Annotated in this window: 12 protein-coding genes; 3 read left to right on the top strand and 9 right to left on the bottom strand. The window is 45.4% G+C overall.

All coding sequences use genetic code 11. The features are described from left to right. Nucleotides 1-2: 2 nt before the first annotated feature. Together LDX50_RS09720 and LDX50_RS09715 are read right to left on the bottom strand one after the other, a co-directional pair. Entirely contained in the window at nt 3-776 is a 774-nt protein-coding gene (locus LDX50_RS09720) for a HEAT repeat domain-containing protein (protein WP_225698252.1), read from the bottom strand. Continuing rightward, nucleotides 777-1,334: an RNA polymerase sigma factor gene (locus tag LDX50_RS09715; protein WP_225698251.1), complete on the bottom strand. Its 558-nt coding sequence runs from the start codon at nt 1,332-1,334 to the stop codon at nt 777-779. Nucleotides 1,335-1,490: 156 nt separating this feature from the next. Here LDX50_RS09715 and LDX50_RS09710 point away from each other — a divergent pair, with 156 nt between their 5' ends. Continuing rightward, the gene (locus LDX50_RS09710; protein ID WP_225698250.1) at nt 1,491-3,524 is read left to right on the top strand and encodes a S9 family peptidase; all 2,034 of its coding nucleotides are present in this window, start codon (nt 1,491-1,493) and stop codon (nt 3,522-3,524) included. Between the two features lie 112 nt (nt 3,525-3,636). On the opposite strand, the gene LDX50_RS09705 is transcribed toward LDX50_RS09710, so the two are convergent. From LDX50_RS09705 to LDX50_RS09685, 5 genes are all read right to left on the bottom strand, one after another. After that, nucleotides 3,637-4,539, bottom strand: a complete 903-nt coding sequence (locus tag LDX50_RS09705) for an alpha/beta hydrolase (RefSeq protein WP_225698249.1) — start codon at nt 4,537-4,539, stop codon at nt 3,637-3,639. 95 nt (nt 4,540-4,634) lie between these two features. Further along, nucleotides 4,635-5,276 (bottom strand): DUF2306 domain-containing protein, encoded by a 642-nt coding sequence (locus LDX50_RS09700; protein ID WP_225698248.1) that lies wholly within the window; start codon nt 5,274-5,276, stop codon nt 4,635-4,637. A gap of 138 nt (nt 5,277-5,414) precedes the next feature. Further along, nucleotides 5,415-6,902 (bottom strand): pyridoxal phosphate-dependent decarboxylase family protein, encoded by a 1,488-nt coding sequence (locus tag LDX50_RS09695; protein WP_225698247.1) that lies wholly within the window; start codon nt 6,900-6,902, stop codon nt 5,415-5,417. Between the two features lie 36 nt (nt 6,903-6,938). After that, entirely contained in the window at nt 6,939-8,492 is a 1,554-nt protein-coding gene (locus LDX50_RS09690; RefSeq protein ID WP_225698246.1) for an FG-GAP repeat domain-containing protein, read from the bottom strand. Beyond that, complete coding sequence (locus LDX50_RS09685; RefSeq protein ID WP_225698245.1) at nt 8,489-9,445, bottom strand: succinylglutamate desuccinylase/aspartoacylase family protein; 957 nt, start codon at nt 9,443-9,445, stop codon at nt 8,489-8,491. Before LDX50_RS09685 ends, LDX50_RS09690 begins: the two co-directional genes overlap by 4 nt. 155 nt (nt 9,446-9,600) lie before the next feature. Here LDX50_RS09685 and LDX50_RS09680 point away from each other — a divergent pair, with 155 nt between their 5' ends. Next, a complete protein-coding gene (locus LDX50_RS09680) occupies nt 9,601-11,106 on the top strand; it encodes a Gfo/Idh/MocA family protein (protein ID WP_225698244.1) in 1,506 nt (501 codons plus the stop codon). Here the strand turns inward: LDX50_RS09680 and LDX50_RS31070 are convergent, their stop codons facing one another. Further along, entirely contained in the window at nt 11,107-11,223 is a 117-nt protein-coding gene (locus tag LDX50_RS31070) for a copper amine oxidase (RefSeq protein WP_225698243.1), read from the bottom strand. It abuts the gene before it with no gap. Nucleotides 11,224-11,335: 112 nt separating this feature from the next. Then, a complete protein-coding gene (locus LDX50_RS09670; protein ID WP_225698242.1) occupies nt 11,336-12,196 on the bottom strand; it encodes an alpha/beta hydrolase in 861 nt (286 codons plus the stop codon). 184 nt (nt 12,197-12,380) lie between these two features. Between LDX50_RS09670 and LDX50_RS09665 the strand changes: the two genes are divergently transcribed. Further along, nucleotides 12,381-13,088: an esterase family protein gene (locus LDX50_RS09665; protein ID WP_225698241.1), complete on the top strand. Its 708-nt coding sequence runs from the start codon at nt 12,381-12,383 to the stop codon at nt 13,086-13,088. Nucleotides 13,089-13,090 lie beyond the last annotated feature (2 nt).

Raw genomic sequence — 13,090 nt, 5'->3', positions numbered from 1 at the left:
TTTTAGATTAGTATGTCGATGTTGCTTTTCAATTGTGACCTGACATCGTCCGGTGTGTTGTTATTCCGTAATATTTGGTTGAATTCCTCAACTGCGCCTTTTTCCTGCAGAGCCACCATCAATTCAGAAAGTGCCAGTAAGACCAGGGGTGATTCCTGTTTCGAGATCGAATTTATCAACCCTTTTCGCACAGCCGGTTGGTTTACATAAGGTATCAGTGCCTCAATAGCAGCCAGCCGTACATTAACATTCTCATCATTCCCCAGTGTTTGAAGGAGCGCTTCTGTCACTTTATCACTCACCGTGGGCATATCCTGTGTGAGGTTCACCGCTTTAAGCCGGTCGTTGATAGACTCCTTTTCCAGCATGGTCAGAAGCATGACTTCCTTCACATTGTTAATCTCTGCGGTAAGGGTTTTAATTTCATCTACATTATTACGCGTATTGACGTATTCTCCAGCGATGAAACCTACCGCGATCAGCACTATCCCAAAAGCCCATCGTGCGATCGGATTGAATTGAAGGGCTTGATTTATTCTTACTAAAACTGATGGCCGGCGTTCCTTTTTCAATTCTTTTGCAAGGCTTGAATAAAACCTGGAAGTCATTGTTTCTGAAGGTTCCGGAACATTTGAAAACATCTCTCCAAATTTTTTAAGGGATGCCAATTCCGCAATTTCAACCTCGCCAGCATGGATCATTTCTTCGAGGAGCCTGAGTTCCTGCTCACTGGCAGTTCCCTCGTCAAATTTCTTAATTAGTTCATCTCTCATCATCTACACTTTAGATTGTATTGCATCATATTCAGACCGGAGGGCCTTAAGTGCCCTGAAAACCTTTGTTTTAACCGTATTTTCCGAACAGTTGATGATCTCGCCAATTTCCTTGTACCGAATCCCTTCAATTTTACTGAGCGTTAGAATCTCCCGTTTTTCATGGTCGAGGCGATTCATGGCCTGCCGAAGGATGATCAATTCCTCTTCCCTCGTAATATCCTCTTCACTGCTGGGAGCTAAATCTGAAATTTTTGTCAGTGAATGTTCCAGGCTATCTTCAATGACATTCTTCCTTCTGCGGAAGTGGTCGTTGCCCACATTTCGTGCAATCCGAAACAGCCATAATTTAAATTCCCCGTTTGCCTCATATGAATTACGGTACTTCAGTATTCGCATAAAACAAACCTGAACCAGGTCCTCGCATTCATCCATATCCCGGAACATATTGTAATAGAAACCAAAGACAGGCTTTTTGTACCGTTCGAATAAAAGCCCGAGCTTATCGAGTTCACCGGCTTTTACTTGCTGCATTAATGCATTGTCCGAGAAATCTGTCAAGATAATAGCGTTAAATATTTAATTGCCTAACTGTAGTACCGGCAGGTATCAGGAAGGTTACAAAAAATAACCAATAAATTTTTAACTGCTTTTATTAAACAGTCTGATTGAAAGTGATTTTCAATATATTACGTATTCAACCACAAACCGTATATCATGACAAAACGAATTACACCTCTTGTTGCACTTCTGTTGATTGCCTTTGCCAGTCTGGCTCAAACAGGCGCAAGCCTGGAACTCACCGATATATACAACATGGAGCTGGTATCCGACCCCCAGATTTCACCTGATGGCAGTAAGATCGTCTATGTGCGCAGTTTCAAGGATATTATGACCGATAAAAACCTGTCCAATCTATGGATCATTAATTCGGATGGAACCGGAAACCGGCCTCTCACGACCGGAAACCATAATGATGTTGCACCTAAGTGGTCTCATGACGGAACCAGGATCGTATTTAAGTCAAATATGCAGGACGACAGGATGAAGCTCTTTATGATGTGGATGGACACCGAAAAGACCGTGGCGCTGACCAATACGCCAACGGCACCGGGTGCTGTTTCCTGGTCAAGAAATGATCAGTACCTGGCCTTTAATATGTTTGTTCCGAAATCGGATCCTTCGCCAATTGCACTTCCTGCCAAGCCTGAGGGGGCTGTCTGGAATTCACCGCCCGTCTATATTGATGAGTTGAATTACCGCGCCGACGGTCAGGGCTATCTCAAGGATGGCTTTATGCAACTTTTTGTACTGTCTACTGATGGAGGTACGCCGCGTCAGCTAACACATTCAGAACATGATCATGGAGCGCCGGAATGGTCTGCGGACGGACAACATCTTTATTTTTCAGCGAATTTGGGTGAAAATCATGAATTTGAACCGCTTAATAGTGAAATACACAGGCTTCGGATATCGGATGGGTCTATCGAGACGCTTACCGATCGTTTCGGTCCGGATGCCTCGCCGGTTCTCTCGCCCGATGGAAAGAAAATTGCCTATACAGGTTTTGATGATACATTCCAGGGATATACTGTTACTAAGTTGTATGTTATGAATACCGACGGAAGTGGTAAACAATTACTGGCGGCAGACCTCGACAGGGACATTGATAATGTACAATGGGAAGCCAACGGATCAGGGATTTACTTCCAGTATACTGACAACGGGAATGATAAGATCGGGCATGTTGCCCTTACTGGCAAAGTTCGGACGGTATTGGAGGGAATGGGTGGTTTATCACTGGGAAGACCCTATAATGCTTCGTCGTTTTCTGTATCAACCAATAACCGCTTTGCCTTTACGCTGGGCGGACCCGACCATCCTGCTGATCTGGCCATCTGGAATAAAGGAGAGGTACAACGTCTGACCCATGTGAATGACGATCTGTTTTCGTTTCGCAAAATTGGTCAGACTAAAGAAATCCGCTGGAAGTCATCTTATGACCAGCGGGAGATACAGGGATGGGTAGTAACACCGCCAGATTTTGATCCTTCGAAAAAGTATCCGTTGATTCTGGAAATTCATGGTGGTCCGTTTGCCAGCTATGGATCGGTATTCTCAGCGGAAATACAATTATATGCCGCGGCCGGATATGTAGTGCTCTATACCAACCCGCGTGGAAGTACCGGATATGGTCAGGAATTTGGCAACCTGATTCATCATGACTATCCAAATCATGATTATGATGATCTGATGTCGGGTGTTGATGCAGTGATCAGCCAGGGTTATGTCGACAGTGATCAGCTGTTTGTTACCGGCGGAAGCGGTGGAGGTGTCCTGTCTGCCTGGATTGTGGGTAGAACAGACCGTTTCCGGGCAGCTGTAGTCGCAAAGCCGGTGATTAACTGGTACAGCTTCGTGCTTTATGCTGATGGACCAGGGTTTTTCTATCAATACTGGTTTGATAAGAAGCCCTGGGAAGACCCTGAATCCTATCTTAAAAGATCACCTCTTTCCTACGTTGGCAATGTGAAGACTCCCACGATGTTGCTAACCGGAGAACAGGACTTTCGTACTCCCATTCCTGAGTCGGAGCAGTTCTATGCCGCATTGAAAATTCAGAAGGTAGAAACTGCGCTGGTTCGGATACCTAATGCCTCGCATGGTATCGCCAACCGGCCAAGTAATCTTGTGGCAAAAGTTGCCGCAGTATTGTACTGGTTCGATAAATATCGAAATTCAGAAAAGTAAGTCAATAAAAAGGCCGTCAACACCAGACGGCCTTTTTATTGATTACAGAATTATCCACCATAGCGAATGCGATGGTGGAGCGGGCGGTCGAATTGCCGAGGTTATTATTAGGTTAGTCTTGTATTAAAACTCCGTTTTCCCGGAACACATTGGTAATGAAGAGTACCTGATAGGGCAGGGCATTTCCCCAGTATTCCCAGGTATGACCACCCGGGCGTTCGGTATAATCATGGGCTGTGCCGTTATCCAGGAGTTTCTGGTGCAGCATGCGATTAGTCTCAATTAAAAAATCGTCTACTCCACAATCAAAGATCAGTCTTACATTGTTGGTCTTCATATTTTCTGTAAGTCCAACTGCTGAATAATCAGGATAGGATATAATACCTTCAGCAGGGGCACCGAGTAATTCAGCGAAGGTCTTTTTGCGCATATCTGCAAATTCCTTTGGCACCTTCCAGGTTTCTGTATTGAGATTCATCACTCCGCTCATACTGCCGGCCACGCAGAAAACATCCGGATGCCTGGCTGAGATGAAAAAGGCACCATGGCCACCCATTGATAAGCCCGCGATGGCGCGACCTTTCCGTTCCCCAACCGTCCTGAAAGTGGCATCTATTTCCGCTACGACATCCACGGCGATGAAGGATTCGTACTGGCTTTTTTCATTAAGCGGACTGTCGAAATAGTATCCCAGCGAAGATCCTTCGGGCGTAACAATAATGATCTGGTACCTATCTGACAGATCGTGCAGAAGGTTTCGGTCCGGGGTTTTTGTAAGCCAGTCCCGGAAACTACCAGACCCGCCATGCAACAAGTACAGGACAGGGTATTCCCTGTTTGAATCGGCATAGGAGTCAGGCAGCACTACCGCAGTCGGAAGTGATTCCTTCAAAGCATTGTTTTTCACAAAAATAGTATCAACCGATGCGCCTGAAGCACAGATATGTAAGACGACGAGGGCCGACAACAAAATAAATCTGAAGTATTTAGTATTCGTAGAAAGTGTCGTTTCCATAGAAGCGTTTTTTGCAAAATATAAAATTGCGCGAAAAACAATGTATTTCCCGGTATTCAGGTTGTAAAATCAATCAATGTTAATTGCTTGTCCCGCTAGTTTTTGTCCCGATACCAGCTTAGTATCATTTCGGTAATAAACAGGGGAAATACCCAGCATGCCCATCCTACGGTCGGTCCGCGAAAGACAAATTCAGGTGATAGTTCATAAAGAAAGGGAAGATCGACCATCCATCTGAACAGTACGAAGCCAAAGGTGACGACATAACTTCGGATCATCCATTCTTTGTGCATATTGATGCGTCTTTTTCGGATCGCGATATAGGCCATAGATGCCGTCGCTAGCCAGGCAAATGACAGCGATCCAAGTGCTACACTCCAGGTCCAGTGGATTGCCACAGCTGTGGTGAAAATAAGTCCAATGGAAGATAGTGATGCTAAAAGAATACCCCCGAGATAGAACCGGCCCAGCATGCGGTGAACTTTGAGGTATTTGTTGCGAAAGGCAGGCCAGAACTGAAAAGGTCCAATGGCGATGGCCAGTAAACCCCCGGTAATATGGCCGGTTAACCACCATTTCATACCCCAGAACCGGCCAAAAACGTCCTCGGAAAAACCGAAGTAGGGAAGGGCGTCACGAATGACAAAACGGGCTGCAAATACAATCAGAAAGATCCAGAAAGCGACTTTCAGGATTAATTGTCTTTGAACGGCTGGCGTTGATTCAATAGTATTCATGTTTATCAGGTTGGTTGATTAGGTTCTCTTTTACTCGCCCAATCATTCCTTCCTAAACGATCATCATCTCCTGCCATTCCTACATCAGCATCAATTGAGCGTAATGAAAATAGTGATTATTATTCAAACAATCCAGCATTATCGCAATGCCGGATTGCTTATCCGCAATTCTTTGTCCACCTGCATCCCTGTTGAATCGATTATTGCGAGAATTTCATCGATATCCCTCTTCGTCGTTCTGAAATTGACGATACAACCGCGCAAACAATATTTGCCTCCGATGACTGCGTTTGAAAGGAAGGCTTTGCCGCCTAACTGGAGCTGATTTAACAGTACTTTGTTCACTTCATTAATGTATGATTCGGTAGCGTTTCCAGGAGGAATATAGCGGAATGTAGTAATACTCAGGTTATGACTCATTGCCTGAAGACGCGGATGTTTGCTCGCCAATTCATACATATAAGCCGCCAGCAGAATATCTTCACGGATTAGTTGTTCAAATCCACTGCGCCCTACCTGTCGCAAGGCGAGCCAGACCTTAAGTGCCCTGAAGCCCCGGGAATTCTGCAATCCAAACTCGTAAAAATTATGGGCTGGTTCATCTCCTGTTTGAGTGAAATTATAGTATTCGGGATGTGAACTGAAGGTGTTCAGCAGATGCTTCGGGTTCCTGACGAGCGTACACCCGGCCTCAAGCGGAGCATAGAGCCATTTATGCGGGTCTATCGCAATACTGTCGGCTTCTGTGAGGCCGTTGAAGATCTCTTTGTATTCCGGTACAATGGCGGCAGGTACGCCGTAAGCGCCGTCTACATGAAACCATAATTCATATTGCCTGCATACTTTTGCCAGGCCTGCCAGATCGTCGACCACACCGGTACTCACATCACCGGCTGTGCCAATAACCATAAAGGGTTCCAGGCCCTGTTCCAGGTCCTTTATAATTGCAGATTCCAGTAACGCAAGGTTGATCTGGTTTTGATCGTTTGTTTCGATCCATCGCAGCGCTTTAGTTCCATGCCCAAATAAAATCATGGCCTTATCGATCCATGTATGTGTGGCTTTCGAACAGTATACCGTCATGCGAGCGCAGGAAGCCATTCCATCTTCCTTCAAGTTTCCACGTGCCATGGTCTGACGCGCAGCAAGAAATGCAGTGAAATTGGCCATGTTACCTCCGCTGACCAGGATGCCGCCATAATTATTTTTTACACCGATGAAATCACAAAGCCAGCGGATGGTTTGCTTTTCAATCTCCGTTGCAACCGGACTGAGGATGTTGGCCCCAACATTCGGATTGATGGAGGATGCCAGAAGTTCGCCGAGAATCCCAATCGGCGCTGGCGAAGAGGTTATGTAACCCATGAACTTTGGATGCCCGTTGAAAAGCGAATGATCCATCAGCAATGATCCGGCCTCGCTGAGAAGTTCTGCCGGGCTGGATCCGTTCTCGGGAAAAGTGTCATCCGGCATCAGATCATTGATCCGGGCGGGTGTTTCACCGGTTGTTACCGGCATATCAGGAAGCCGGCTCAGAAGTGCGGCGATCTCATTGACGAGTTTATGGCCGAGGGCAATAAACTCTTCTTTCGATATTTTGATGTCGGATGTTCTTTCCTGATCCATAGCTGATGAGTTATTTCAATTCTTCAATTAATACTTCTATCGGTTGATGATGCGTACACATCTTTTATTTCCCGCCCGGTCGGTGGCGCAGAGATATCCCGACTTGAATTCATCGTTGGGTAATTCCATATACCACAAATATTCACCATACCATGTCAGATGGGTCATCACACCTTTGTCTGCGTTGTCTTCCTGGTAATTGACCGTCGACCAATCCCCGGGCATACTCGGACTTTTATTATCATGTATGCGTAAGTCGATCCGCACTGTATTGGATACGCTGTCACGTTTTAGGCGATAGCGTCCCACGCGCGGAATGGCGGTGTCTGCACCCAGCGAATCCGCCATAAAAATACGTTCATCCAGATCAGAGTCACCCTCGCCCTGTCCCATGATGATGTCGGGTTTGTTATCATTATTCAGATCAGCAAGAATCAATGAAAGAGTATGAGGGGTCGGCTCACCCTTCATCACCGGTTGCTCCAGCGTAAAATGTCCTTCTCCGTCGTTGACCAGCAAACGATCTTCCCCGGTGAGTGAGCTCAGAAGAAAATCCGGATCACCATCTGAATCAAAATCAAGGAAAACGATGTTATTATCATCTTCACCAATGTTTTCTGACGGTGGCCAATGTGTTTGGGTGGCATCGATAAAATATTTGCCGCTGTCGTTGAGGAAAAGATGTTCCCGTCGTGAATAGGATCTCGGGCCTACAATATCACCGTCATTCACGGTAACAAGGTCCATAAAACCGTCGCCATCCACATCCATCACTTCAAATTCATAATTGTTGGTATATGCCGGAATGCCTCTGCGATTTGTAAAATTACCTGTTCCATCATTTTCGAATAACCGGCTTGTTGCGCATCTTTTACAGGAAATGACCACATCAAGGTCAAAATCATTATCGAAATCAATAAACTCGAGATCCCAGGAAAACCGGATCAGCAGATCAGGCATACGGGTCTCAGTAACATCCGTGAACTTGCCTTCTCCGTCATTAAGCCAGAGCATGGTTCTGCCACCTTCATTTTCCATATTATTACCGGCGCCCCAATCAGCCAAAACCACATCCAGGTCACCATCTTTGTCGACGTCTCCAAATTCTATATCACCGATACTCGCAGGCTTTTGCGGTAGATGTGTTGACGTCACATTCATGAAGTCACCATCGCCTGTACCCAACAGGAGCTGGCTTTGTGACTGAAAAGTTGTACCGATAAAGATGTCGGTATTTCCGTCGCCGTTAAGGTCCATGGCCTTCGCCACACGGGCATGGTATTTTTCTTCACCAAATACTTCCTGTGTTATTTCTTTAAATGGCTTTTCGGATCCCTGATTCAGAAAAATGCGGCAATATTCCGGTTCTCCGGGTTCTGAATAATTCCCGCCGTTCGCAAATATTATGTCAATATTTCCATCTCCGTTTAAATCTGCCGCTTCTGCGCGGTTGGTCCATTCTGATGTTTCCGGAAGATAAGCGGAGGTTTGATCCGACCACAAGTTTAACATCCTTTTGGAAATGGTGTTGGTTTCTGGTGTTGAACACGCTGTAAGAATAATCAGTGATAAAGTAGTTAAGTATTTCATTTTTTTGAAGTCAGTCCAAAAGCCATTACAGGGGATCCGGGATAGGCCAATGCATTATCGGTATGACCCAGTACGATGCCATCAGAAAGGGCGGTAATCAGTTCTACTTGTTTTCCGAAAGCATTACAAACCTTTGCCAGTTTGGCACCCTTGCTTACAAGGTCCCCGGGTTTTTTAAGAAAGCGCACAATTCCACTTGATGAGCTCAGCGGAAGGGCTGAATACTGCAGCGGATGATCTGGTAAATGTTCAAGTGAGGGGTAGCGGTAGGGTGCTTCTGTGTTTTCCACCATTTTAAGATGTTCCAGTATGTTCCATATGGACCGGATTCCTATTTCAATATTTTTTTCGTTGATGATAAATGACTCTCCGAGTTCCAGGACAAATGCGGGTACATTATTGCGAATCAGGTTGTAGGTGAGTGTTGAATGTATCCGGTCTGTCTCTTCAATTTGAATCATTCCGGAAGCACCTGCAATTTCCAGGATCTTTTGATCGACCCTTTCGTTATCACTGCGATCAAGAACCGCGTAAGGAATTGATTTATTCCAGTCGTTATGAAGATCAATTACAAGATCGGGTTTGGTCTGCAGAATGAGACTCAGAATTTTTGATGCAATGCGTTCCGCCAGGGTACCATTCTCATTTCCAGGGAATGAACGGTTCAAATCCTCCTTGCTCAATACGATGTTTCTGGAAATAGCCTCGAAACCAAAAGGATTCATCAGGGGAAATGCATGAACCTTGCCTTTCAGTAAGCTTTTTTTCAGACGTTTAAATACCTCATGAATGATCACTGTTCCCCCGATTTCATCACCATGCATACAGCCGGTAAGCCATACAACAGGACCTTTCTTATCTGATTCAAGCGTCATGGCCGGCATACGGCGTTTCGACAAATCTGAACCCGTGAGTATTTTTATAAATGTGTAATGCTGGTGGATATTTGTCATAGAAATAATATGTAATCCAATTACGTTAAAAGCCCCGATGAAAACAATATCCACAGGGCGATGCCTTTCTATGCGGTCGGTAAACCATTCATAAAATCATTTTAGGAATCTTTAAAATGGATATTTAACTTCAGAACTGCAGAAAAAGGCATATCATGAAAAAAGAAAATCTTACCCGAAGAAAATTCATTGAGACAGCTGCTGCTTCCGCGGCAACCATCAGCATTGTGCCATCCCATGTTTTGGGGGGATCCGGCAAAATTGCACCATCCGATAAAATCACTGTTGCCAATATTGGGTGCGGTACACAGGGTCTGAGGGAAATGGGTGGCATGCTCCAGGATGAAAGGATACAGCTTGTTGCGGTATGTGATCCAAACAAATACACTACAAACTACATTGACTGGTCACCCTACGGTATTCGCGATGATATCAGGCGGGTATTGGGTGATAATTCCTGGTGGGAAGGCGTACAGGGGATTCCGGGTGGTCGTGATGTGGCTGAGGAATATGTAAATGCCTACTACGCAAAAAAGGCCGGAAAAAAAGGATCGAAAGCATGTGGTTCCTACGAGGATTTCCGTGAGTTATTTGCACGGGAGAAGGATATTGATGTGGTGAAAATAATGACGCCGGATCATCTGCATGCAACGATTGCCATCGCGGCTATGGACAGGGGGATTCATGTGGTTACACATAAACCCATTGCAAACCGGATGGAAGAGGGGCGCCTGACTATAGAAAAGGCTCGGGAAACGGGTGTAATTACACATTTATTGGCATGGAGTAACCGCCCGGAATATGAAAAAATAAAGGGCTGGATCAATGCCGGTGAGATTGGTACCCTCAGAGAAATTCACAACTGGTCGTACCGACCCGTTTGGGAACAATGGACCAAACGTCCTTCGGGGACTCCTCCGGTCCCGGCTGGATTCAACTGGGATCTTTGGCTTGGTCCGGTTCCGGATATGCCCTATCATCCGAATTATACACATAATGTCTTCCGGGGATGGTATGATTTCGGTGGAGGCAGTATCGCTGATATGGGACACTACAGCTTATTTCCATTGTTCGAAACGCTAGGTATAGACCGGTCCCCCGTCAGTGCCCGTGCATTTGGTACTACTACGCGCGAGGCGAAGGACAATGTTTATCACTGGGTTGAAAATGATGTGGCATTTCCCCATAGCTGTATGATAAAGTTGAAATTCCCGGAACAGAAGTCCCTTCCGTCATTTGATCTGATATGGTATGATGGAGGAATGAAGCCATTTGCTACAGAAGAACTGGAGGCAGACGGGAAGGATATTCCCAGCGAAGGACTGATGTTCGTAGGAGACAAAGGTAAAATCCTGGGTGGATTTCGTGGTGAAGACCCGCGTTTAATCCCCGATTCAAGGATGGCGGGTCATGAATCTGTAGATTCTTCGAATGTGGAAAGAGATACGGAAATCTGGATAGATCGTGTTCGCGAAAAGAAACAAACGCCCGGAAGTTTCCTCCGTGCACAGACCATTACAGATACCATCAATTTGGCTGCAATTGCCTTGCGCTCAAATCAGCGCATCGACTTCGATCCGGTGGCTATGAAAATTACCAATGATGCGAAAGCCAATGCATTGCTGAAGCGGGAATACAGAAAGGGCTGGGAACTGTCCTGATTATTTAGGCAAATCCAGCGCCGGGTTCCCGTCGAAGAAGTCAAATGGCCGGATCTCAAATGAGTGCCAGAGAACTGGCATTAGGGGCCAGTCTTTTGCACGAACCATGTGATGCATCCGTGCATTGGTCTTTATAAGTTGTTGGTTGGGTAGACAGGTAAGGTAGTCATTTTTAACCAGATCTGTGATCCCTGATTTCGTAAATTATAGTGAGGTTAAATCAGGAGATCTATCGGTCAAAAGCCCACTTGAGGAATTCAGGGAAAACTTCAGACCACGTATGGAAGTTATGTTCTCCGCCCTCAACCTCAACGTACGTCATGGATGCATCCGTGTACCCTGCGTTTTTAAGGCTTTTCATAATGTCCAGCGTGTCGTCGATGGAATCGATGATTCCATTGTTATTGCGGTCGGATTTTTCATCATTGGTGCCTGCCTGAAACCAGAATTCCAGTTCCGGTTTATGGGAGCCAGAATCGATTCGCGCATGCATGATCCGGTCACTGTCCTTATAATGATCCTCCAGGCCTTTTTTTCTCCACCAGAAGGAACCTGAAAATACGCCGACGCGCGTAAAGTATTCCGGATGATGCCAGGCAATATCCATGGCACTTAAGCCGCCCAGTGAAAATCCTGCAATGGCTGTTTTACTACAATCCATGGCGAAGCCATATTCTTTACGGATGAAAGGCATGAGTTCCTCGAGGACGAATGAAGTATACTGTCCTGCTTTCCAGCCTCGTCCCATGTAATCCGGTGTTCCGGAGGTGCCATACTCATTGATACGGTCGCCTGCATGAATACCGATCACTGCGATGTCTGCTTTATCTTTATTCCTGTATCTTGAAGTAAGTGTTTTTTGCAGACGGAGCTGCCGTGCATCCTGTCCGTCATTTAAAAAGAGGGTAGGGGTCTCCTTCTGATTTTTGTGACCATTCGCTGCAGGATAAAAGATGTCAACATTAACATTTCGCTTTAAAAAACGAGAATGCATACCGAGATGACAATGCATCAGGAACGAGTTGACGTGTTCCTCCGAGCGGTGTCTGATAATGGTTTTTTGAACCCGTTTTTCTTTATGATCCGACATGATAGAAGCAAATCTATCATTTCTTCGAGATTCATAGAAAAAAAGTATTCTCAATATGTCTATTTCAAACGAATGCAGTAACTTATAGGAACAGCAGTACCAAATAATGTTTTGATCTGATCAGGATTAATACGAACTTTGCAGCCGATTTGAAAGGATCGTCATTATTTAACCAAATATCATTTTGAAAGAGGAATATATCAGGTGGTATTCTCATGCAATGGGCAGGGAAATAGAGATGCTGGTTTACGGACATGCGGGATACCCGGTAATTATTTTCCCTACAACCATGGGAAGATATTACGAAAGCAAAGATTTTGATTTGATTGAGTCTGCCCGCTGGTTTTTGGAGCAGGGACTTATCCAGTTATACTGTCCTGACAGTATCGATAAGATGAGCTGGTACAACAAGTCTATACATCCGGCCGACAGGGTTCGGAATCACGAATTATATGACAGGTTCATCATGAACGAACTTGTACATCACATCCGGTTGGAAAAGAAAATACCCAAAGTTGCGGTTGCCGGGGCGAGTTTTGGTGGCTACCATGCGGCGAATTTCGCTTTCAGGCATCCGGAAAGTGTGAGTCATATGTTCAGTATGAGCGGAGCATTTGACGTTAAATCATTTATGGACGGGCATTATGATGATACCGTTTATTTCCATAATCCGGTTGATTACCTGCCTGGCAGCAGCCATCCGGAACTGTGGAATATGAATATTGTTCTGGGAGTAGGTGAGTGGGATATTTGCCTGGATGCAAATGAGCGGTTATCCGGAATACTGAACAGCAAGGGTATACATCACTGGTATGACCTTCGTCGCTGGGCAAAACATGACTGGCCGATATGGCGGGACATGTTTCCACATTATTTGTCTTTAATTAAATAACA

It is taken from the genome of Fulvivirga sedimenti (assembly GCF_020328055.1).
Note: the sequence above shows the minus strand (reverse complement) of the source record. Positions and strands in the feature narration are given on the sequence as shown.

What these genes read in the sequence shown, in the direction of transcription:
- LDX50_RS09705 (WP_225698249.1), bottom strand. Translation starts at nt 4,539, where the DNA reads ATGGAAACGACACTTTCTACGAATACTAAATACTTCAGATTTATTTTG.
- LDX50_RS09720 (WP_225698252.1), bottom strand. Translation starts at nt 776, where the DNA reads ATGATGAGAGATGAACTAATTAAGAAATTTGACGAGGGAACTGCCAGT.
- LDX50_RS09680 (WP_225698244.1), top strand. Translation starts at nt 9,601, where the DNA reads ATGAAAAAAGAAAATCTTACCCGAAGAAAATTCATTGAGACAGCTGCT.
- LDX50_RS09690 (WP_225698246.1), bottom strand. Translation starts at nt 8,492, where the DNA reads ATGAAATACTTAACTACTTTATCACTGATTATTCTTACAGCGTGTTCA.
- LDX50_RS09685 (WP_225698245.1), bottom strand. Translation starts at nt 9,445, where the DNA reads ATGACAAATATCCACCAGCATTACACATTTATAAAAATACTCACGGGT.
- LDX50_RS09700 (WP_225698248.1), bottom strand. Translation starts at nt 5,276, where the DNA reads ATGAATACTATTGAATCAACGCCAGCCGTTCAAAGACAATTAATCCTG.
- LDX50_RS09695 (WP_225698247.1), bottom strand. Translation starts at nt 6,902, where the DNA reads ATGGATCAGGAAAGAACATCCGACATCAAAATATCGAAAGAAGAGTTT.
- LDX50_RS09710 (WP_225698250.1), top strand. Translation starts at nt 1,491, where the DNA reads ATGACAAAACGAATTACACCTCTTGTTGCACTTCTGTTGATTGCCTTT.
- LDX50_RS09670 (WP_225698242.1), bottom strand. Translation starts at nt 12,196, where the DNA reads ATGTCGGATCATAAAGAAAAACGGGTTCAAAAAACCATTATCAGACAC.
- LDX50_RS31070 (WP_225698243.1), bottom strand. Translation starts at nt 11,223, where the DNA reads ATGCATCACATGGTTCGTGCAAAAGACTGGCCCCTAATGCCAGTTCTC.